At 75.2% G+C, this 21,480-nt stretch carries 19 protein-coding genes; 9 read left to right on the top strand and 10 right to left on the bottom strand.

Annotated features, from left to right (window positions below):
• Positions 1-16: 16 nt before the first annotated feature.
• The 4 genes from LG943_RS08120 to LG943_RS08135 all read right to left on the bottom strand — a co-directional run bounded on the left by LG943_RS08120 (position 17) and on the right by LG943_RS08135 (position 3,398).
• Entirely contained in the window at positions 17-1,060 is a 1,044-nt protein-coding gene (locus tag LG943_RS08120) for an ABC transporter ATP-binding protein (protein ID WP_270071591.1), read from the bottom strand.
• Positions 1,057-1,848, bottom strand: a complete 792-nt coding sequence (locus LG943_RS08125) for an ABC transporter permease (protein ID WP_270071717.1) — start codon at positions 1,846-1,848, stop codon at positions 1,057-1,059. Before LG943_RS08125 ends, LG943_RS08120 begins: the two co-directional genes overlap by 4 nt.
• 43 nt (positions 1,849-1,891) lie before the next feature.
• The gene (gene modA, locus LG943_RS08130) at positions 1,892-2,644 is read right to left on the bottom strand and encodes a molybdate ABC transporter substrate-binding protein (protein ID WP_270071592.1); all 753 of its coding nucleotides are present in this window, start codon (positions 2,642-2,644) and stop codon (positions 1,892-1,894) included.
• Positions 2,645-2,987: 343 nt separating this feature from the next.
• Positions 2,988-3,398, bottom strand: coding sequence for a TOBE domain-containing protein (locus LG943_RS08135; protein ID WP_270071593.1), 411 nt, complete (start codon positions 3,396-3,398; stop codon positions 2,988-2,990).
• 257 nt (positions 3,399-3,655) lie between these two features.
• Between LG943_RS08135 and LG943_RS08140 the strand changes: the two genes are divergently transcribed.
• From LG943_RS08140 to LG943_RS08155, 4 genes are all read left to right on the top strand, one after another.
• Positions 3,656-5,287 carry a sensor histidine kinase gene (locus LG943_RS08140; protein ID WP_270071594.1) on the top strand — a complete coding sequence of 544 codons (1,632 nt, stop codon included), beginning with the start codon at positions 3,656-3,658 and terminating at the stop codon, positions 5,285-5,287.
• Positions 5,288-5,291: 4 nt separating this feature from the next.
• A complete protein-coding gene (locus LG943_RS08145; RefSeq protein WP_270071595.1) occupies positions 5,292-5,960 on the top strand; it encodes a response regulator transcription factor in 669 nt (222 codons plus the stop codon).
• Positions 5,961-6,033: 73 nt separating this feature from the next.
• Complete coding sequence (locus tag LG943_RS08150) at positions 6,034-7,017, top strand: DUF4097 family beta strand repeat-containing protein (RefSeq protein ID WP_270071596.1); 984 nt, start codon at positions 6,034-6,036, stop codon at positions 7,015-7,017.
• 140 nt (positions 7,018-7,157) lie between these two features.
• Positions 7,158-7,868, top strand: coding sequence for a M50 family metallopeptidase (locus tag LG943_RS08155; RefSeq protein WP_270071597.1), 711 nt, complete (start codon positions 7,158-7,160; stop codon positions 7,866-7,868).
• A 142-nt stretch (positions 7,869-8,010) separates the two neighbouring features.
• Here LG943_RS08155 and LG943_RS08160 read toward each other — a convergent pair whose 3' ends face one another.
• Positions 8,011-8,373 carry an STAS domain-containing protein gene (locus LG943_RS08160; RefSeq protein WP_270071598.1) on the bottom strand — a complete coding sequence of 121 codons (363 nt, stop codon included), beginning with the start codon at positions 8,371-8,373 and terminating at the stop codon, positions 8,011-8,013.
• Between the two features lie 608 nt (positions 8,374-8,981).
• Positions 8,982-11,300 (bottom strand): hypothetical protein, encoded by a 2,319-nt coding sequence (locus LG943_RS08165; RefSeq protein WP_270071599.1) that lies wholly within the window; start codon positions 11,298-11,300, stop codon positions 8,982-8,984.
• Positions 11,301-11,532: 232 nt separating this feature from the next.
• On the opposite strand from LG943_RS08165, the gene LG943_RS08170 reads away from it, so the two are divergent.
• Positions 11,533-12,336: a 1,2-phenylacetyl-CoA epoxidase subunit PaaC gene (locus tag LG943_RS08170; RefSeq protein WP_270071600.1), complete on the top strand. Its 804-nt coding sequence runs from the start codon at positions 11,533-11,535 to the stop codon at positions 12,334-12,336.
• Positions 12,337-12,972: 636 nt separating this feature from the next.
• Here the strand turns inward: LG943_RS08170 and LG943_RS08175 are convergent.
• Positions 12,973-13,656 (bottom strand): DUF6069 family protein, encoded by a 684-nt coding sequence (locus tag LG943_RS08175; protein WP_270071601.1) that lies wholly within the window; start codon positions 13,654-13,656, stop codon positions 12,973-12,975.
• 196 nt (positions 13,657-13,852) lie between these two features.
• The gene (locus LG943_RS08180; protein WP_270071602.1) at positions 13,853-15,166 is read right to left on the bottom strand and encodes an aminotransferase class I/II-fold pyridoxal phosphate-dependent enzyme; all 1,314 of its coding nucleotides are present in this window, start codon (positions 15,164-15,166) and stop codon (positions 13,853-13,855) included.
• 462 nt (positions 15,167-15,628) lie between these two features.
• Between LG943_RS08180 and LG943_RS08185 the strand changes: the two genes are divergently transcribed.
• Entirely contained in the window at positions 15,629-17,287 is a 1,659-nt protein-coding gene (locus LG943_RS08185; RefSeq protein WP_456340055.1) for a glycine/sarcosine N-methyltransferase, read from the top strand.
• A 151-nt stretch (positions 17,288-17,438) separates the two neighbouring features.
• On the opposite strand, the gene LG943_RS08190 is transcribed toward LG943_RS08185, so the two are convergent.
• Together LG943_RS08190 and LG943_RS08195 are read right to left on the bottom strand one after the other, a co-directional pair.
• Positions 17,439-18,155: a DUF899 domain-containing protein gene (locus tag LG943_RS08190; protein WP_270071604.1), complete on the bottom strand. Its 717-nt coding sequence runs from the start codon at positions 18,153-18,155 to the stop codon at positions 17,439-17,441.
• Positions 18,152-18,628, bottom strand: coding sequence for an SRPBCC domain-containing protein (locus LG943_RS08195; protein ID WP_270071605.1), 477 nt, complete (start codon positions 18,626-18,628; stop codon positions 18,152-18,154). The genes LG943_RS08190 and LG943_RS08195 overlap by 4 nt, the downstream gene beginning before the upstream one ends.
• Before the next feature lie 16 nt (positions 18,629-18,644).
• Here LG943_RS08195 and LG943_RS08200 point away from each other — a divergent pair, with 16 nt between their 5' ends.
• The 3 genes from LG943_RS08200 (at position 18,645) to LG943_RS08210 (ending at position 21,387) form a co-directional block, all read left to right on the top strand.
• The gene (locus LG943_RS08200) at positions 18,645-18,992 is read left to right on the top strand and encodes an ArsR/SmtB family transcription factor (protein ID WP_270071606.1); all 348 of its coding nucleotides are present in this window, start codon (positions 18,645-18,647) and stop codon (positions 18,990-18,992) included.
• A 401-nt stretch (positions 18,993-19,393) separates the two neighbouring features.
• Complete coding sequence (locus tag LG943_RS08205) at positions 19,394-20,302, top strand: universal stress protein (RefSeq protein ID WP_270071607.1); 909 nt, start codon at positions 19,394-19,396, stop codon at positions 20,300-20,302.
• A 101-nt stretch (positions 20,303-20,403) separates the two neighbouring features.
• A complete protein-coding gene (locus LG943_RS08210; RefSeq protein WP_270071608.1) occupies positions 20,404-21,387 on the top strand; it encodes an NADPH:quinone oxidoreductase family protein in 984 nt (327 codons plus the stop codon).
• The last annotated feature ends 93 nt before the right edge of the window (positions 21,388-21,480 follow it).

Here is a 21,480-nt window from a genome sequence, read left to right on the forward strand (position 1 = left end):
TATGACGCGCCGGCGGTCAAGCCGGGTAGCAGCGCACCTCCGCCGCCTTCACCGCCGCCCACACCGGGGTGCCGGTGTCCAGCCGCAGCTCGGCCAGCGCCGCCGGCGTGATGTCGGCGCGCAGCGGCAGCGGGCCGTCGAGGTGCACCCGCACCTGGTCGCCGAACCGCTCCACGCCCTCGGTCCGCAGCCGCCACAGGTTGCGCGGCGAGCCGTCGGGCCGCTCGCGGTAGAGGGCGACCGCGCGCGGCGGGAACGCCACGAACACCTCGCCCGCGCGCGGCTCGGGCAGCGCCACCTCCGCGCCGGCGCCCGCCACCTCCACCCGCGTGCCGTGCGCGGTGCCCCGGTACAGGTTGAGGCCCACCAGCCGCGCCACGTACCCGGTGCGCGGGTGCTGGGCGACGTCGCCGGGGGCGCCCTCCTGCACCACGCGGCCCGCCTCCACCACCGTGATCCGGTCGGCCAGCACCATCGCGTCCAGCGGGTCGTGGGTGACCAGCACGGTCGCGCAGTCCAGGTCGGCGAGGTGCCGGCGCAGTTCGGCGCGCACTCCTGCGCGGGTGTGCACGTCCAGCGCCGCCAGCGGTTCGTCCAGCAGCAGCAGCCGGGGCCGCACCGCCAGCGCGCGGGCCAGCGCCACCCGCTGCGCCTGCCCGCCCGACAGCGCGCGCGGCCGGGCGCGGGCGAACGCGGCCAGGCCCACCCGCTCCAGTAGTCGTGCCGCCGCCGCGCGCGCCTCGGCCCGGCCCGCCCCCGCGCAGCGCGGCCCGAACGCCACGTTGTCCAGCGCGCTGAGGTGGTCGAACAGCAGGTAGTCCTGGAACACCATGCCCACCGGCCGCCGCTCGGGCGGCGCGGTGGTGACGTCGCGGCCGTCGAGCCGGACGTGCCCGCCGGTCAGCGACTCCAGCCCGGCCAGGGCGCGCAGCGCCGTGGACTTGCCCGCACCGTTGGGGCCCAGCAGCGCCACGACCTCGCCGGGCCGCGCGCGCAGCGCGGCGTCCAGCCGGAACTCCCCCCGGTCCACCACCAGGCGCGCGTCCAGCCCGGCGCTCACAGCGCGCCCGTCCAGCGGTCGCGCAGCGCCACCAGGACCCCCAGCGACACCGCCAGCAGCACCAGGCTGAGCACGATCGCCGACTCCGGGCTCTCCTGCATCGCCAGGTACACCGCCAGCGGCATCGTCTGGGTGCGCCCGGGGAAGTTGCCCGCGAACGTGATGGTGGCGCCGAACTCCCCGAGGGCGCGCGCCCACGCCAGCACCGCCCCGGCCGCCACCCCAGGCGCGACCATCGGCAGGGTCACCCGCCAGAAGACCACCGCCCGCGAGGCGCCCAGCGTGGCGGCGGCCTCCTCATACCGGCGGTCGGCGCCGCGCAGCGCCCCCTCCACGCTGATCACCAGGAACGGCATGGCCACGAACACCTGCGCCAGCACCACCGCCGCCGGGGTGAACGGCAGGCTCACCCCGAACCAGGCGTCGAGGTAGCCGCCGACCAGGCCGCGCCGCCCCAGGGCCAGCAGCAGCGCCACACCGCCCACCACCGGCGGGATCACCATCGGCACGGTCACCAGCGCGCGCACCAGGCGCCGCCCGGGGAACGCGGTGCGCGCCAGCAGCCAGGCCAGCGGCACCCCCAGCAGCACCGACACCGCCGTGGCGGCCGTGGCGGTGGTCAGCGACAGCCACAGGGCGCCGCGCACCTCGGGCAGCAGCAGCCGGGTGCCCAGCGAGGCCCACGGAGCGCGGACGAGCAGCCCGGCGAAGGGCAGCACCAGGAACGCCAGCCCGATCAGCGCCGGCACCACCAGCGGCCAGGGGAACCGGCCGGCGCGCACGCGCAGGGCCGCCGCGCGGCGGGTGCCGGCGGCCTCGGGCGGCGCCGCCTCAGCGGGCGGTGAACCCGGCGTCACGGAACACCCGCTGGGCGTCGGCCGAGCACACCCAGTCGACCCAGTCCCGGGCCAGGCCGGGGTGGGGTGCCTCGGCCAGCACGGCGATGGGGTAGTCGTTGGCGGCGCCGGCGGCTTCATCGAAGGGGATCCCCTCGACCGCGTCGCCGGCCAGGACGTCGGTGCGGTAGACGAGGGCGGCGTCGACCTCGCCGAGCTCGACCTTGGTGAGCGCGGCCTTGACGTCTTCCTCCAGCGAGACGGGCGTGACGCGCACCCCGGCGGCGTCCAGCGCCTGGGCCGCCGCCGCGCCGCAGGGGACCTCCTCGGCGCACAGCGCCACGGCCACTCCGGGGTCGGCGAGGTCGGCCAGGCCCGTGATGCCGGCCGGGTTGCCGCGCGGCACCGCGATCTCCAGGGTGTTGCGGACAAACACCACGGGCTCGCCGGCGGTGTTGCCGGCCTCGGCGACGGAGTCCATGGTGCGGGCGTCGGCCGAGGCGAACACGTCGGCGGGCGCGCCCTCGTTGATCTGCGCGGCGAGCTGGGAGCTGCCGGCGAAGCCGAACTCCACCTCGGTGCCGGGGTGGTCGCGCTCGAAGCGTTCGCCCAGCTCCTCGAAGGTGCCGGTGAGGGAGGCGGCGGCGAACACGGTCAGCGTGCGGCCGGGGGAGTCCGCGCCGCCCGCGCCGCCACCGTCCACGGGCGCGCAGCCGGCCAGGGCCGCCAGCGCGGCGGCCACCAGCACACCGGCCGCCGCGCGCGGCCGGGCGGGGGAGCGGTCGGCGGAGCGGGCGCGCCCGGCAGGCCGCCCAGGGCGGGTTTTATGGATACTCGCCCTGCCGCGCGGCCGCGTCGGGTAGGAGTTCTCACTCTCGCCGCGTTTTCTGGGCTCCTGCCGGGCGATCTCGGCGGAGCCGGCCCGCAAGGGGAGGGCGACAGGGAACCACCCTGACTCCCTCCTGGGCCTTGCGAGAGCGCCACCGGTCCCTGTCCGGCGCCCCGCGCGGGGCCGCTCCGCGCCAGGCGCGGGGGCACATGCGCGTGCGCCGCTCGCTCCGGGCGGGTGGGGATTCTCCCTGAAACGCGCCCTAGCCATGGCGTCGCCCCCGGGGGGTCTCGTTCTCCACGACCACGGTGGTCGACTTGACGACCGCCACGGCCGGCGATCCGACCTCCAGCCCGAGTTCGTCGGCGGCCTCGCGGCTCATCAGCGACACCACCCGGTGGGGGCCGGCCTGGATCTCGACCTGGGCCATGACGTCGCCGCGCACCACGGCGGTGACCAGGCCGCGGAAGCGGTTGCGCGCCGAGGAGACCTCGCGCGCGGGGTCGTCGCCGGGGTCGGCGCGCACGAACGCCGCGAGCTGGGCGCCCTCGACCGTGCGGTGCCCGTGGGAGTCGCGCTCGGCGGGCAGCCGCCCGGAGTCGATCCAGCGGCGCACGGTGTCGCCGCTGACGCCCAGGAGTTGGGCGACCTCGCTGATCCGGAACTTCGGCACGCCCTGAATGTACCTCTTGCGCACGCCAAGGGGAACCGCCCTTTTCTCGGGCTTTTGCGAGGCTGTGCGGCGGTCTGCCCTCGCAGCCGCGCCCCGGGTAGCGGTAGCACCACCCCCGCGCCACGTGGTGCCGCCATGGCCGGCGCCGCCGCGCCCTCGTACCGTTGTCGAATAAAGGGCCGGCCACCGGCCCGGCACAACCGAGGGCACGGCGCCCGCGCGCTCGCGCGGCGCCCAGCGGAGGGGCGGGCACCACGATGGCGCGCAGCCGGGCGGCCACCGCCGCGCACAGCGGCCCCGCGGGGCGTCCCGCGCCCGCCGACACGGCCACCGGCGCCGGCACGGCCGCCGACGCCGACACCGCCGACGGCGCCGCACCCGCCGCCGCGGCCGTCCCCGCCCCCGCCACCCTCCTCGCCGCCGGCACCGCGTTCGCGCCCGCCACCCTCAGCGGGCGGCTGCTGGGCCTGCTGCACCTGCTGACCTCGTTCGCGCTGTCGGCCGTCTACCTGGTGCCGGCCTTCCTGGTCGCCGTCCCCGCCGTGGGGACCCTGTTCACCGTCATCGCCGCGCTCACCGACACCCCCCGGCCCATCGGCACCCTGGCGGGCGACCTCCCGCCGCTCCCGGTGCTCCCCGAACTCCCCGCACCCCCCGACCGGCCCGATCCCCCCGGCCGCCCGGGCGAGGGCGCCGAGGCCGCCGGACCGGTTGCCACCGCCGTGGAGACCCTCGTGGGCTCCTCCGCCAACGGCCCCTCGCCGCTGTTCGTCGCCGTGCTGGCCATCGCGCTGTCGGCCGCCGCCACCCTGCTCGCCCGCCTGGCCTGCCACATCCAGCGCCGCCGCCTCGAAGACGTCTTCGGCATCGTGGAGTCCGGCGCGCCGCGCACCGCCGCACCGCTGCCCTGGCCGCTGCGCGCCCTGGTCTACCTCTACGGCCGCGACGCCTGGACCGCCGTCATGTGCTGCACGCTGACCGGGGTGCAGGGCGCGGTCTTCGGCGGCATCGCGCTGGGCCTGGTCGTCTACGGCATCGGCATGACGCTGGGCTCGCTGGTGGGCCTGGGCTACGCGCTGGCCAGCGAGTCGCTGGCCGTCGCCGGCTCGCCGCTGGTGTGGATCGCGCTGGGCCCGCTGGGCGTGTGCGTGGGCGTGTGGCTGGTGCCGCTGCTGGTGCGCATGGAGGTCGAGGTCAGCCGCAGGCTGCTGCTGGACGCGCCCGAGAACCTGATCCGCCGCCGCCTGGCCGAGGTGCAGGCCAGCCGCTCCCGCATGGTCGACGCCGCCGAGGCCGAGCGCCGCCGCATCGAGCGCGACCTGCACGACGGTGCCCAGCAGCGGCTGCTCGCCGTCACCATGACGCTCACCCGCGCCCGCGCCCGCGTCGACCGCGGCGGCGAACCCGACCAGGTCCGCGCCCTGATCGACGAGGCGCAGGCCGAGGCCAAGGCGGTCATGGCCGACCTGCGCGACGTCGCCCGCGGCCTGCACCCGCGCGTCCTCACCGACCACGGCCTGGAGGCCGCCCTGCCGGTGGCCGCCGGCCGCTGCCCGGTGCCCGTCCAGGTCCGCGTGGACCTGCCCGAGCGGCCCAGCGCCCGCGCCGAGGGCGTCGCCTACTACGTGGCCAGCGAGGCGCTGACCAACGTCGCCAAGCACGCCGGCGCGCGCAGCGTCGTGGTCCGCGCCGAGCGCGTCGAGCGGCGCGGCGGCGCCCTGCTGCGGCTGGCGGTCCACGACGACGGCGCGGGCGGCGCCGACCCCGACTCCGGCAGCGGCCTCTACGGTCTGTGGGACCGTGTGAACGCGGTCGACGGCACGCTGTCGGTGCACAGCCCGCCCGGTGAGGGGACCGTCCTCACCGCCGAGATCCCCTGGAAGGCGTAGGAACGTGCGGATCATCATCGCCGAGGACTCCGTGCTGCTGCGCAGCGGCATGGTCAAGCTGCTGGAGGACGCCGGCGTCGAGGTGGCCGCCGCCGTCGGCGACGCCGATGCGCTGCTGGCCGCCGTCGCCCGGCACCCCGAGGTCGACCTGTGCCTCATCGACATCCGCATGCCGCCCGGCTACGCCGAGGAGGGCATCCAGGCCGCCATCGAGATCCGGCGCCGCCGCCCCGGCACGCCGGTCCTGCTGCTGTCCCAGCACGTGGTCAGCAGGTACGCCGCCGACCTGCTCGGCGGCAACAGCGGCGGCGTCGGCTACCTGCTCAAGGACCGCGTCGCCGACATCGAGGAGTTCCTGGTGACCCTGCGCCGCGTCGCCCAGGGCGGCGCGGCCATCGACCCCGAGGTGGTGTCGCAACTGCTCAGCCGCCGCAACGACAGCGAACTAAACCGGCTCAGCCCGCGCGAGGGCGAGGTGCTCGCCGCCATGGCCGAGGGCCTGAACAACGCCGGCATCGCCGCGCGCCTGGTGATCACCGAGCGCGCGGTGGAGAAGCACATCCGCTCCATCTTCACCAAGCTCGACCTCGGCCAGGACGACCACGACCACCGCAGGGTGCGCGCGGTGCTGTCCTACCTGCGCGGCAGCGACACGTTCAGCCCGACTCCATGACCGCCGCAACGACCTCCCACGACCCCCCGCACACGCGCACGGGGCCGCCGTCTCGCCCCGGAAAGGACAGCAGATGACGTTCACGGGAAGGGGGCTCTACGCCCACTCCAGCAAGGAACCCCGGCGCCACCGCTCCGGCTGGCTGCTCATCGGCGCCGTGGTGGCGCTGGTGGTGCTGGTGGGCGGCGGCGTGGCCGCGTTCGGCAGCGTCCCGCTCAACGGCGACGGCAGCCGGCACGCGTTCGAGGGCGTGCGGGCCGTGGAGATCCGCAACAGCACCCAGGGCACGATCACCGTGCGCGGCGGCGGCCCCGGCGACGAGGTCAAGATCCAGGCCGAGACCAGCGGCACGCCCCTGGCCGAGCCCGAGGAGGACGCCGAACTGGTCGGCGACACCGTGCGCGCCGAGGCCGACTGCGGCGGGATGTGGGCCTTCACCGGCTGCCGGGTCGACTACGAGGTCCTCCTCCCCCGCGACGGGGACGTGGCCCTGCTCATCGAGACCGACAACGGCGAGGTGGAGCTGGAGCAGGTCGAGGGCGACATCGAGGTCGACACCAACACCGGCTCCATCACCGGCGACAACCTGCGCGGCGACGTCTCCGCGCACACCGACACCGGCGAGATCGAACTGACCGGCGTGCGCGGCAACCTGGAGACCTCCACCACGACCGGCAGCATCGACGCCACCGGCAGCGGGGAGTCCGTCATCGCCGACACCACCACCGGCAGCATCGAGCTGGAGCGCTTCGACGCCGAGACGATCGAGGTCACCACCACGACCGGCGAGGTCGGCGTCGAGGCGGTGTTCGACTCCTTGCGCGTGGACTCCACCACCGGCGAGGTCGACATCCGCGCCGCCGGGCCGTTCTCCGAGATCGACGCGGAGAGCACCACCGGCGAGATCGACGTGGAGGTGCCCCGGGGCACCTACCGGGTGGAGGGCGACTCCACCACCGGGGAGCGCGAGGTGGAGGTTGAGACCTCCGGCGGCGCCGAGTCGCTGATCCGGGTGGTCAGCACCACCGGCGAGGTCTCCGTCAGCGACGACGACTAGAACCCGCCGGAGTCCGCGCGCGTCAACCCCGGTAGGGGACGCCGCCCGCCGGCGCCCCCCCCCCCCCCCGGCGGGGCCGGCGCCCGCGCCCCCAGGCCAACCCGTTTGGCCCGAGCCCCGGTGATCGAGGAGATGCGCCCATGGAAGCGACGACCTTCGGAGACGTCTGGCGCGACGTCTTCACGGTGCAGCCCGCCCCGCCGATGTGGCTCGTGGTGACGGCGGGCGTGGTGGCCCTGGCGGCGGTGCTGTTCCGCCCGGCGTGGCGGGTGGGCCGCAACGTCGTGACCATCGCGCACGAGGGCGGGCACGCGGTGATGGCCCTGCTCAGCGGGCGCCAGCTCACCGGGATCCGGCTGCACTCCGACACCTCGGGTGTGACCGTCTCGCGCGGCAAGCCGACGGGTCCGGGCATGGTGCTCACGGTCGCGGCGGGCTACATCACGCCCTCGATCGTGGGCCTGCTGTGCATCCTGCTGCTCCTGGGCAACCGCATCACCGCGCTGCTGTGGATGAGCATCCTGGTGCTGGCCGCCATGCTGCTGCTCATCCGCAACGTCTACGGCGTGGTGTCGGTGGTGGGCACCGGCGCGGTGGTGTTCCTGGTCTCCTGGTTCACCCCGCCGGAGGTGCAGGCCGCCTTCGCCTACTTCTTCACCTGGTTCCTGCTGCTGGCCGGGATCCGGCCGGTCTTCGAACTCCAGTCCCAGCGCAGCCGCCACCCCTCCCCGCACTCCGACGCCGACCAGTTGCACCGCCTGACGGGGGTGCCGGGCATCGTGTGGGTGATGTTCTTCGGCGTGGTCAACGTGGCGGTGACCGCCGCCGGGGTGTGGCTGCTGATGTTCTAGCCGCTCGTGGCCGCCGACCGGGGGCGACGGCGGGGGACCGGCCACCGAACGACGGAGGCGCCGCACGCGGCAGCGTGGGGCGCCTTTTCTTCGTGTGTTCGTGTATCGCCTGCCGCCGACTCGGGCGGGCGGTGTTGGGGCGTCAGCTCGCGCTGGGGCTCTCCTGCGGGGCGGCCAGGGCGGCGTCGACGGACTCGAACATGGGGATGCGGGTGTCGATCGCGGTGACGTGCAGGATGCGCGCCACGCGCTCGGTGGCGCCGGCGATGGCCACGGCCGAGTCGACGGCCTTGGCGGCCTTGTGCGCCTGGATGAGGACCCGCAGGCCGCTGGAGTCGATGAAGGCCAGACGGGTGAAGTCGAGGACGAGGCGGCCCGCGCGGGCCTCCAGGGCGTCGCGCACGGCGCGGTGGAACTGCTCCTCGGTCGCCATGTCGACTTCGCCGCTGAGCGCGAGGACGATGCCGTCGTCGCGGGTGCGTCGGGTGATCTTCAGCGCGGGCATGTTCGCTCCGAGGTGTTGCGCCGATACCGTGGCCCTGGGGGTCGGTGCGGTGCCGCCACGGCCTCCAGAGTGAAGGCGAATACCGAACGCGCTGGTGAGCGCGTTGACGGGCGCGCCGCTTAGGCGAGGTTGGTCTTTCAAATCGATACCCCCACGCCGGCAGTTGGCGCTGCCGGGCCTATGTGGTTCTCATGTGATCTGCTGATCTGCGCTGCCTGCCGTGCCGGCATGCCGCGGGCGCGTGGTCGGCATGGGCGGATCGGCGGCAGATGGCTGTGGCCCTCAGGGCCTGCTGGGCGACTCGCGAACCGCGAGCGCCTCCCCCCTCTTGCTAAGACACTTAGAACCAAGCGTCCGACCGGACCATACCACACGGCCGTGTTCTATTCGTGACGTGAGTGACGCGGATGCGTGTTCCGGGTCCATGCGGAAATACGCTCACCTGGGGCTTTGCACACGGGGGGATCCGCGCCCGCAAAGAGCGAGATGCCCCACACCCCTATGGGGAACCACGGCGGGCCACCCGGAACCCCCGCCGCCGTGCCGCCCGGAACCCCGCCGCCCCCAGCCGCAACCCCGCCGCCGCCGGCCCGGAACCCCGTCCGCGCCTACCCCGCACCCCGCTCGGCGCCGGCGCCGGCCCCCGCGCGGTCGGGCGCCGGGGCCGCGCCGCGCGGCCCCTCGCGGCGCAGCACCCAGGTGCACGCCGACAGCGTCAGCGGCACCGCCACGGTCAGCGCCAGCGCGGGGATGGCGATGCCGGAGTCGTTGACGACGAACCCCGTCACCGCCGTCAGCAGCGACCCGGTCAGGCCCGCCCGCAGCATCGGCGCGTACTCGTAGGCGCGCTGGAGGGTGCCCACCCGCCAGTTGGTCGGGCTGTTGAGCACCGCGAACAGGAAGACCAGCGCGCCCGCCGCCAGCAGGGTGAGCTGCCAGTTGCCCAGCGAGCCCAGCATCGCGTCCAGCTTGCGGGTGAGCACCGGGCCGGCCTCGCCCTGGAGCACCTGCCCGGCGAACTGGCCGAAGTGGCTGCGCTCGGTGGGCGGCCGCCGGTAGTCCAGGTAGGCCATCAGCCCCAGCAGCGCCGCGGCGGCGGCGCCCACGCCCAGCAGCCAGCCGGTGGTGACCCGGCGGCCGGCGATCATCAGCACGGTCACGGTCAGGCCGGGGGCCAGCGCCATCACCCCGCCGAAGTCGGTGCCCAGGCCCGGCCAGCCGATGACGAACACCGTGGCCGCGCCGATCACCAGCGCCGCGCCCACCGCCCACCGGCGCCGCCCGCGCGCGATGAGGGCGTGGGCGATGCCCGCCACCGTCATCAGCATGCCGGTGGCGAAGGTCGCGAAGGCGATGTTGCCCAGGCCGTAGAACCGCCCGCCGACGATGGGGGTGTAGCCCGTCGGCGAGTTGAGCTGGAGGTTGGCGCCGGTGCACATGTCCACGAACAGCACGGCGGTGGTCACCCCCGCCACGGCGGTCATGGGCGCCAGGATCTCCCGCCGCCACGGGCCGGCCGTGGCCGCCGCCACCACGGCCGCGTCCACCAGCAGCACGCACGCGGGCAGCGCCAGCTCGGGCGCCGGCGCCCGCCACCACGGGATGAGGTTGGCCAGGTAGCTGGAGACGGGGAAAGCGGCCCCGCCCAGCGCGACCACGCGGGTGACCGTCAGCGCGGCGTCGCGGGTGTGGCGGTCGCGCCGGCCCAGGCGTTTGAGGGTGACGGCCGCGGCGGCGTAGATCAGCAACTGCACCGCCACCAGCAGGCTGAAGAAGCCCGCCATCAGCGACTCCACCACCTGGGCGGCGGTGTTGAACCCGACCAGGTCGGCCACGGCCTCGGCGAGGTCGGGTGGGCGCTCGCGCTGGGACCAGGCGCGGCCCACGGCGCCCGGGGGCGCGGGCAGCTCCAGCGAGCGCGTCAGCGTGGTGGTGACGTCGGTGAGGGTGACCAGGCCGGTGCGCCGGGTGGACTCGGAGGTGAGGAACCCGCCGCCGTAGCCGGCGCCGTCGGGGCCGGGGCCGGCCAGCAGCGCGGTGTTCAGCTCCGACTCCCCGGTGGCCACGGAGATCCCGGCGACGGCGACCGTGGCGGTGGGCGGCAGGAGGTCCAGCACGCGCCCGAGTTGGGCGTCGACGCGGGCCAGCGCCGCCAGGCGGTGGGTGTCGCCCACCGGCACCGGGTCGCGCCCGGTCTCCTCCTCGCCGTCCTCGCCGCCCTGGTCGCGCTCCTCGCCGTCCTCGTCGCCGCTCTCCTCGCGGCCGTCGCCGTCGCCGTCGCCCTCGCGCGGCGGGGCGAGGTAGAGGTCGGCGAGGTCGTCGAGGTCAACGGCGGTGAGCCACGCGCCGGCCAGGTCGGCGCGGTCCAGGGTGTACACGTCGGGCGCGTAGCGGTCCACCCGGCCGCGCGCGTCGGCGGCGGCCAGCGCCGCACCCGGCCCCACCGCCAGCGTCCCGCCCCCGGCCGCGCGCACGGCCTCGCCCAGCAGGCCCACGCGGGCGGAGTAGGGGGAGTCGGCGTTGAGGGCCGCGTGCTCGGCGAAGCCCGGCACGCGCGCGCCCGCGCCGTCGCGCCGGGGCGGCTCGGGAAGCTCGCACACGGAGTGGCGCCGCCGCTCGCTCAGCGCCCGCTCGCCGGCGGAGACGGTCAGCCAGCCGTCGACCGGGCAGGTGCGCGAGGTGGCGGAGCGGATGGACATGTCGCCGATGGCGCCCTGCCCGGCCAGCTCCCACAGCCGTGGCGTCACGCCGGGATCGACGTCGGCCCAGCGCAGCCCGGGCACCCCCACCAGCACCACCGGGCCGTGCGGGGGGCGCTGGGCGGCGGGCGCCGCCGGCGCGGCGGACACGGGCGCGGGCGCCGCCAGCAGCGCGGCGAGCACCGCGCAGGCCAGGCCGGCGCGCACGACGACTCCCCGCAGTGCCACGGCCCCTCCCCCTTCAGCCGGTGGCGGTCACGCTGAGCAGCACACCGGTCACCCTAGTCGCCGGTGCGGTGGGAGCGTGGGAGGCCGCCGGGGGGCGGCGCGTGGGCGCCGGCCAGGTGTCGCGACCGGCCGAACGGGGGTATGGCCCCCCGTGCGCGCGCCGCCGGGCGCGGCCGCCGACGCGGCCGGCCCCCGGCGCGCACCGTGTCGGCCAGGTCTGTGGGAGGGCGCAATGAACGAGTCAGGGGCCGCGGCCGCCGCGGTGGACACCGCCGCGACCGCCTATGTGCAGCGGCTGGGCGACGACGCGCTGATCGCCGGCCACCGGCTGGCCGACCCCGCGCTGCGCGGGCTGTGGCGGCCCGAGCCCGGCGCGCCGCCCGACGACTCCGGCGCGGCCGCGATCGCGGGGGAGCTGGCGGAGCTGGGCCGGTCGCTGCTGGGCTGCGCCGGGCGCATGGAGGAGCAGTTGACGGGCGTGCTGCGCACCGAGGACGACCTGGTGGCCGGGCGCAGCGCCGACCAGTTCCACAACCTGCGGCTGGTCGAACTGCCCAACACCGACCTGGCCCACGCCGTGGTGCGCCAACTGCTGTTCAGCGCTTACGCGGCGGAGCTGTACGCGGCGCTGGTGGCCTCGACCGATCCCGGGCTGGCGCGGATCGCCCGCACGGCGGCGGAGCGGCTGCCGCGCCACCGCGACCACGCCGTGGGGTGGGTGGCCCGGCTGGGTGCCGCCGACGACGCCCGCCACCGGTTGAGCGCGGCGCTGGGGGCGGCGTGGCCGGCCACCGGCGAGCTGTTCGCCCTGGACGAGGTCGCGCGGACGGCGGCCGAGGCGGGTGTGGGCGTGGACCCGGGGACGCTGCGGCCCGCCTGGGAGCGGACGGTGGCGGCGGCCCTGGGCGAGGCCCGCCTGGCCCCGCCGGGACCGGTGCCGCCGGCCGGCCCGACGGCGGTGGGCGGCCGCGGCGGCGTGCACGGCGCGGGATTCGAGGAGGTTTTGTCCGGCCTGCGCGGCACACCGACCGGCTGAGTGGACGCGGGGTCGGCTGACAGTGACCCGGGGGAACCGGTGCGTGCGGCGGTCGGCCGTCCGTGGCACGGCGGTCGGCTGTCGGAGCGGGCATATCGGCTGATGTCAGGATGCGGCGCCCGGCTGACCGGCACGGGGCGGCTGACCGGGATGCGCCGGCCGACCCGCACGGTGCGTACGCCGGCTCTCCGGGGCGCGTCAGTCGGCTGTCGGGGACGCGGTGGCCGGCCGATCGCGGTGCCGCGGCGGTGCCGGCGCGTGGGGGTCGGCCGTCCGGGGCGCTCGGGCCGGCTGACCGGGGGTACGGCGGTCGGTTTGCCGAGGTCCGGTATGGTCCCCGGCGCACGCGGCGGCCGCCCGGCGCGGGGCGCCGGGCGGCCTTCAGGTGCGGTTCGCCGGGGCAGTGCCCTCGGCGGGGTTGGTCGGGACCGGTGTCGGCCAGGGGGCCATCGGTCGCGGTCGGCTGTCGGCTCGGGTTGGGTCGTCACGCGGTGTCGACCGTCAGTCGGCGTGGGAGATCGGTTGTGATCGGCCGTCAGCCGGCGTGGCCCGTTCCTCGGGGTGGGCCGTGGGGCGGTGTCGGCCGTCAGCCAGGGTGGGCCGTCGGTCGCGGAGGTCGTCGGCCGGTAACGCTGATCACTCCGGGTCGGCTGCCCCGGTGGGGCGGGGCTCGGGTGCCGTGCGCGGGTCGTCGCCGCTCCGGTGGCGGCCGTCGTAGCGGCGGTCGGGGTGTTCGGCCAGCGCGTCGCGGTAGCCCGCGGCGTAGCCGACCCCCGTGCCCGTGGCGGGGTCGATCTCGGGGTCGAGGACGTCGGCGGTGCCGGACTCGGCGGCCAGCGCGCCGCCGGGCACGCCCCTCCGCCCCCGGAGGGACCGCCGGGGCCGGGGCCGCCGCACCGCCGCCGCGCCCACCCCGCTGAGCAGCGAGGCGATGGCGGTGCCGGTGACAGCGTTGATCAGGGCGGTGGAGAGCTGCCCGGCGAACGGGGCGTCCTGGGTGAACGGGGTGACGGCGGCGACCACCGCGGCCAGCCCCACGATCCAGCCGAAGAAGGTGGTGGGCCGGGGCGCGCTGAGCAGCAGCAGGTGCAGCAGGGCCGTGGCCGCCAGCGCGGCGCAGGCCGCCATCAGCGCGTACAGCGCCGTGCCGAGGTCGCCGAAGTAGCCGGCGTCCTCGGGCGCCAGCACCGGCACGCCCAGCACACCGCGCACGACCAGCGCGCCGACCAGGATGATCAGTGCGGCCACCACGGCGGTGGCCAGGCCGCCCGACCACAGGCGGGCGACGTTGACCCGCCGCTCGCTGCCGAACTCGCTCATGCCGATCCCCCCGATACGGCGCCGAACACGGTCGAGTGCCCCATACCCGGGGGTCACCGGCGATAACCCCATGTGTCCGGTCAATGACGGTGTGTTGCGCGTGGTGCTGTTCGGTTGCCCGCCGGCCGGCCCCCGCGCGGCGGCTGCCGGCTCCGCTCAGACCGGCCGGCCCCCGCGCGGCGGCTGCCGGCTCCGCTCAGACCGGCGGGCCGCCGGTGCGCACGGCGGCGGCGATGTCGGCCGCCAGCGGCGCCATGTCGGCCAGGTCCAGCGCCGAGACCGTCACCCGCACCCCGGGCGGCGCGGCGATCCGGTGCCGCGACCCGGGCGAGGTCGCCCAGCCGCGGGTGTGCAGGGCGCTGATCACCGCCGCCTCGTCGCCCACCGGCACCCACACGTTGAGCCCGCTGCGGCCGGTGGCCGCCACCCCGTGCTCGGCCAGGCGGGCGATCAGCGCGGTGCGGCGCGCGTCGTAGTCGGCGGCGGTCTTCTCCGGATCCACCGCGCCCGACCGCCACAGCTCCACGAACGCCTCCTGGAGCACCACGCTCACCCACCCCGGCCCCGACTGCTGCTGGGCGCGCACCCGGTTGGCGGTCACCGCGTCGCCGGCGACCACGGCCAGCCGCAGGTCGGGGCCGAACGCCTTGGCGACCGAGCGCGCCACCGCCCAGTGCTCGGTGGCGCCGAAGACGCCGGTGAAGGGCGGGCTGACGAACCCGAAGCCGTGGTCGTCCTCCACGGTGAGCACGCCGGGGTGGCCGGCCAGGACCGCGCGCAGTTCGGCGGCCCGCGCCGGGGTGAGGGCCGCGCCGGTGGGGTTGTGCGCCCGGCTGGTGAGCACCACGGCCCGGGCGCCGCCGCGCAGCGCGGCCGCCAGCGCGTCGGGCAGCGGGCCGTCGTCGTCCACGCCCACGGGCGCGGCGCGCAGGCCCAGCACGGTGAGCAGGTGGAAGGTGCTGGGCCAGCCCGGGTCCTCGACCACGACCGCGTCGCCGGGGCGCAGCGCCGAGCGCAGCACGCGGTCGATGGCGTCCAGCGCGCCGGAGGTGGCGGTGAGGTGGTCGGCGGGCACACCGTCGGCGTCGAACACGGCGCGGGCGACCTCGGCCAGGTCCGCGCTCATGGGCGGCTCGCCGTAGAGGACCTGCCGCCCGGCGCGGCGCCGGGCCACGGCCGCCAGGGCGGCGGAGAGGTCGGGCAGCAGCCGGGGGTCGGGGTTGCCGCTGGCGGCGTCGCGGGTGCCCGGCGGAATCGCGGCGGGCTCGGTCTCGCGCGGGGCACCCAAGGGGCGCTGCCGCACCCGGGTGCCGCGCCGGCCGCCGGTCTCGACCAGGCCGCGCTCGCGCAACTGGCGGTAGGCGGCGGCCACGGTGTTGGGGTTGACGCCGAGGTCGCCGGCGAGGTCGCGGATGGGCGGGAGCGCGGCACCGGCCGGGAGTTCGCCACCGGTGATCGCGCGCTCGACGCTGTCGGCGATCTCGTGGGAACCGCGTCCGGTGATGGCCATGCCCGCATTATCCAGCAGGCGGCCGCCCCTTCCCCGGCCCGCGCACGCGCCCGCCCCGCCACGGCTCGCGGATGGGCGGCGCGCGTCGGTGCGGGCGCCGCCGCCCCCGCCGGTCGCGGCCGGGAAATGCGCCCGGGCGGGCGGCGGGAACGGTCCGGCGGAATTGCGGTGGATTCTTCGTTGTTTCCGCGTTGTTTCCCGTTATTGCGGGGTGCGTATTGCGCGATGCGTTGCGCAGGGCGATTCCCCGGTGCTCGGAATTGGTCTTCGCGGCGCTCGGGTGGTGTTGATCAAGGTCGGTCGGGATGGTCACCCGGGGTGACTTTTCACCCGCTGAGCTGCGCGTATGGCGACGAATTCCAAAGTGGCACTTGAACTGTGGTGGGGGTCATGGCGTTCAATGTATAAGCGCGAAGTTTGACCCTCGGCGTCGTGTGTGTCCAACTAGAGGGTTTTTCGAGTGTGAGGAGTCGGACAATTAAGGGACAGGATCAGCAGCGTTTCGGTGATGACCCGCTGGCCGTTCGCGACACCGACCACTACAAAGCCGAATACGTGACCGGGTTCGTTGAGAAGTGGGACGAGCTGATCGACTGGAAGAAGCGTTCGGCCAGCGAGGGCCGCTTCTTCATCGACCAGCTCAAGGCGCGCGGGGTCCGCAAGGTCCTCGATGTGGCCACCGGGACCGGGTTCCACTCGGTCCGCCTGCTGGAGGAGGGCTTCGAGACCGTCAGCGCCGACGGCAGCGCCGAGATGCTGGCCAAGGCGTTCAGCAACGGCCAGACCTACGGCGGGCACATCCTGCGCATCGTGCAGGCCGACTGGCGGTTCCTCAACCGCGACGTCCACGGCACCTACGACGCCATCATCTGCCTGGGCAACTCCTTCACCCACCTGTTCTCCGAGCGCGACCGGCGCAAGGCGCTGGCCGAGTTCTACGCGATGCTCAAGCACGACGGCGTGCTGATCCTGGACCAGCGCAACTACGACGCCCTGCTGGACGGCAAGTACGGCAACAAGCACACCTACTACTACTGCGGCGAGGAGGTCTCGGCCGAGCCCGAGCACGTCGACGAGGGCCTGGCGCGGTTCGTCTACCGGTTCCCCGACGAATCCGAGTACCACCTGAACATGTTTCCGCTGCGCAAGAACTACGTGCGGCGGCTCATGCGGGAGGTCGGGTTCCAGCGGGTCGACACCTACGGCGACTTCCAGGAGACCTACCAGGCCGACGAGCCGGACTTCTTCATCCACATCGCCGAGAAGGAGTACCGGGGCGACGACCGGCCCGCCGACGGCTACTCCGCGGCGGTGCAGACGGCGCGGGACTACTACAACTCCAGCGACGCCGACACCTTCTACCACAGCGTGTGGGGCGGCACCGACATCCACATCGGGCTGTACGGCGAGGCCGGCGACGACGACATCGCCGAGGCCAGCCGCCGCACCGTGGAGCGGATGGCGGGCAAGCTGGAGATCACGCCGCGCACGCGGGTCCTCGACATCGGCTCGGGCTACGGCGGCTCGGCCCGGTTCCTGGCCCGCACCCACGGCTGCCGCGTCACCTGCCTCAACCTCAGCGAGGTCGAGAACGAGCGCAACCGCGAGATGACCCGCGCGGCCGGCCTCGACCACCTCGTGGACGTGGTCGACGGCTCGTTCGAGGACATCCCGCTCCAGGACAACTCCTTCGACGTGGTGTGGTCGCAGGACGCCCTGCTGCACAGCGGCGACCGCACCCGGGTGATGGAGGAGGTGGCGCGGGTGCTGCGGCGCGGCGGCGACTTCGTGTTCACCGACCCCATGGCCACCGAGGGCGCCTCGTTCGAGGAGTTGCGGCCGATCCTGCGGCGGCTGCACCTGGACACCATGGGCACCCCGGAGTTCTACGACCGCGAGGCCGCCCGCCTGGGCATGGTCCGCGTGGAGTTCGACGACCTCCACGAGCAGTTGCCCGTCCACTACGGCCGGGTCCTGGCCGAGACCGAGCGCCGCGAGGCCGAACTGGGCGGGCAGATCAGCTCCGAGTACCTGGAGCACATGAAGACCGGCCTGCGCAACTGGGTCAACGGCGGCCGCTCGGGCGCCCTGACCTGGGGCATCCTCCACTACCGGGCCTAGCGCCCCCTGCCGCGCGGGTGCCCGGGGTACCGGGCGCCCGCCCGCGCTCCGCCGGCGGCCCCGCGCCCGTGCGCGGTGCCGCCGGGTACGCCGGTCCGCTGCGGGTGTCCGCGTCCGACGAGTGCGGTCCGGCACCCGGCCGGGCGGTCGCCTACGGGGAGGAGTCGCGGCAGGTGCACGGGTGCTCGGGGGCGCCGTAGTCGTCGCTGAGCCGCATCCAGGAGTACGCCGGCTCCTGGGGTACCCCGGCCGGGGAGTTCTCCCAGTCCTCCTGGCGACCGAAGGGGGTGAGGTCGAGCAGGTCGAAGACCAGCATGAAGGGTTCTTCCCCGCGCGCGTGGGTCGACCAGGTGTGGAATACGCGATCGCCCCGGCGCAGGAACACGCTGACCGCTTGGCGCTCCTCGCCGTCGACGGTCGCTCCGAAGTCCGCGTTGAACGCCTCGCCGACAGTCGAGTACCACGGCAGGCGCCATCCCATGCGGTCGCGGAAGGCGTACAGGCGGTCCACCGGGGCGCGGGAGGTGAGCGCGAACGCGGTCCGCCGGGCATGCAGGTGGGAGAGCGGGCCGATGTGCTCCGCCATCATCGAGCACCCGTCGCATCCCTCCGCCCAGTCAGGCGCGAACATGAAGTGCTGGACGATGAGCTGGGGATGCCCGCCGAAGAGGTCGAGCAGTGTGGCGGTCCCCTCCGGGCCGTCGAACGCGTAGTCCGCGCGCACCTCGACCATGGGCATCCGCCGGCGCGCCGCGCTGATCGCGTCCTTCATCCGCGTCAGGGCCTTCTCCTGCTGGAGCAGCACACCTCTGGCGTCGTTCCACGTGGCGCGGTCGACGACGGGAGGCCAGGTGTGTTCGACGCTCACCGGTAGAACCCCTCGCGCAGGTCGATGCCGTGCTCCAGCCAGGCCTTGAGCGCGGCGAGCATGCCGGTCCACCCCTCGCAATTGCCGAACGCGGCCCGGGCGCCGTCGGGGGTCGGCCGCCAGGACGTCTCGGTGATCGTGACCAGGGTCCGCGTATCGGCGTCGATCGACGTGAACTCGAAGACCGTCCGCGTGGTGCCGCCGGCGCCGGTCGTGGCCTCGCCGCCCCACTCGATGACGATCCGGCGGGGCGGGTCGTCATCGACCACCGTGACGGGGAAGGCGCCGGGGTATTCGGCGAAGTCCCATGCGACCTGCTCGCCGGCCTTCAGCCGCCCTCGGGCCCCACCGGTGGCGAAGTATCGGGAGAGCTGCTCGGGGTCGGCCACGGCCTCGTACACCTCGGCGCGGGGCCGCGCCACGCGGCCGGACACGGTGAACGAGAGCTCGGTAAGGACGCCATCAGGATTCATGTTGTAAAATTACAACATGAATCCTGATGGCGACAAGGACTCCGATGACGATCGGGTGTTCAAAGCGCTGGCCTCGCCGGTGCGCCGCCGGATGCTCGACGCGCTCAAAGCGGGCACCCACACCACCGGATCGCTCTGCGCGCTCCTGCCGGATCTGGACCGCACGACGGTGCTGCAACACCTGCGGGTGCTGGAGCGCGCCGAACTGGTCACCGGGCGCAGGGTGGGGCGGGAGCGCCACCTGTCGCTCGCGCCGTTGCCGATCAAGCGCATCCACGACCGCTGGATCAGCGACTACATGAACGCCGCGGTCGACCTGCTCGACCGCCTGCACTCCGGCGGGGACCGTGGGAGCACCGCCTAGCTAGGTGTACCGGCCACGGAGGTTGGTCGCACCGGCTTCGCTTCGGCGGGAACGGCGAAGCGGGCCGGGCTACGGTGCGGACGTCTGGCGTTCACCGCCCGGAAAGGGCCGAACGCCCACACCACCCACGCCAGCGCCCGCCCGACCCCTGCCGGGCGCGGCCGCCGGCTGTCTGTTCGGCCATAGTGCCGCCCGGTCCGGCATACGCGGTGCCACCTGGGGTAAGGCCGGGGTGAGAATCGGCTCGCCGCCCCCGGCGGACGGGGGCGAACGGGCCGCGGCGGCGGATCCGCGGGACCGCGCCCGCGCGGGCCCGGCGCCGCCGTGGAAGTGCCAACCCGGCACCCCGGGCCGGGGCCGGCGGCGCCCGCGCGGCCGCCGGCACGAGAGGAGCAGCGCACATGAACGGCACGCCCGAGGAGACCCGCTGGATCGTGGTCGGCGTCGACGGCTCGGACTCCAGCCGCTACGCGCTGGAGTGGTCGGCCAACCAGGCGACCCTGCGCGGCAGGGGGCTGAGCATCGTCACCGCCGTGGGCGCCTCCGAGGCCGCCGGCCCCTTCCGCGAGGTCGTGCCGGGCGGCGAGGAGCAGGTGACCGACCGCGAGCGCGACGCCCAGGCCCTCCTCGACTACGCGCGCGACTGGATCGTGCGCCTGTTCCCCGAACTCCCCGTGCGCACCAGCATGCCCCGGGCGCGCGCCGCCGACGCGCTGCTGGAGGAGGCCGCGCGGCCCGAGTGCACCGCCGTGGTGGTGGGCTCGCGCGGGCTGAGCGGGCTGGCGTCGGCGTTCGTGGGGTCGGTGGGCATCGAGTTGGCCGCCAACTCCCCGGTGCCGGTGGTGGTGCTGCCCAAGAAGCACGAGGCGGCCTATGGGGTCGCCGGCCGCATCATCGCCGGCGTCGACGGCTCGGAGTCCAGCCGCCGGGCCGTGGAGTTCGCGTTCGCCCAGGCGTCGTGGACCAAGAGTGACCTGGTCGCGGTGTGCGCCTGGCAGCCGATGGCCGCGTTCGTGTCCGCCATGGGTCCGGTGCCGCCCGAGGCGTTTGACGACGACGCGGTCGAGGCCACGGCCCGGCGCACCGCCGAGGCCGAGCTGGCGGAGTTCCGCGACACCTACCCCGACGTCTCCGTGGACCTGCGCACGGTGCGCGCCCACCCCGTGGTGGCGCTGCTGGAGGAGAGCACCCCGGCCGACCTGATCGTGGTGGGCTCGCGCGGCCGGGGCGGGTTCCGCGGCCTGATGCTGGGCTCGGTCAGCCAGTCGGTGCTGCACGGCGCGCACGGCCCGGTCGCCGTGGTGCGCTGAGGCGCGGCCGGGCCGCCCCGGGGCGGGCGGCACTTGACGGGCGGTGCCGGGCCGCGATTCACTCGGACCGACCAGTTGGTATCCAAGTCGGGAGGCGGCCGGTGAAAGCGCTGCGCGTGCACGAGAACGGCGAGCCCAGGGACGTGCTGCGGCTTGAGGAGACCGAGGTGCCGCGCCCGGGACCCGGGCAGGTGCTGGTGCGGGTGCGCGCCGCCGCCGTGAACTTCCCCGACGCGCTGCTGTGCCGGGGGATGTACCAAACCCGCCCGCCGCTGCCGTTCACGCCCGGGGTGGAGCTGTGCGGCGAGGTCGCCGAGACCGGGGAGGGCGTCACCGGGATCGATCCGGGCGCCCGCGTGCTCGGCGGCGCCGACCTGCCCGCCGGCGCCTTCGCCGACTACGCGCTCATGAGCGCCGACGGCGTGTTCCCCGCGCCCGCCTCGCTCGGCGACGACGAGGCCGCCTCGCTCTACATCGGCTACCAGACCGGCTGGTTCGCGCTGCACCGCCGCGCGGGCCTGCGCGCCGGCGAGACCGTGCTCGTGCACGCCGCCGCCGGCGGGGTGGGCAGCGCCGCCGTGCAGTTGGCCAAGGCCGCAGGCGCCCGCGTGGTGGGCGTGGTCGGTGGACCGGACAAGGCCGCCACCGCCACCGCGCTGGGCGCCGACGTGGTCGTGGACCGCCACACCGAGGACTTCGTGGCCGTGGTCAAGGAGCTGACCGGGGGCCGGGGCGCCGACGTGGTGTTCGACCCCGTGGGTGGCGAGTCCTACGCGCGCTCCACCAAGTGCGTGGCCTTCGAGGGCCGCATCGTGGTGATCGGGTTCGCCAGCGGCACCATCCCCACGCCCGGCCTCAACCACGCGCTGATCAAGAACTACTCCATCCTGGGCCTGCACTGGGGCCTGTACCGGCAGCGGGCGCCCGAGGCGGTGGCCGAGGCGCACGACCGCCTCACCGAACTCGCCGACCAGGGCCTGGTCAAGCCGCTGGTCAGCGAGCGGCTGTCGGCCGCCGACCTGGCCGAGGGCGTCCAGCGGCTGGCCGAGGGCCGCACCGTGGGCCGGCTCGTCTTCACCCCCTGACCCGCGCGCCCCGGGCACGCGGCCCCGCCTCCCCGGCCCACCGCCCGTCCCAGCCCTTCGCGACGCCCCCGCCCCCACCCCCCACGCAGAGGA

It is taken from the genome of Streptomonospora mangrovi (genome assembly GCF_027604915.1).
GTDB classification, from domain to species: Bacteria; Actinomycetota; Actinomycetes; order Streptosporangiales; family Streptosporangiaceae; genus Streptomonospora; species Streptomonospora mangrovi.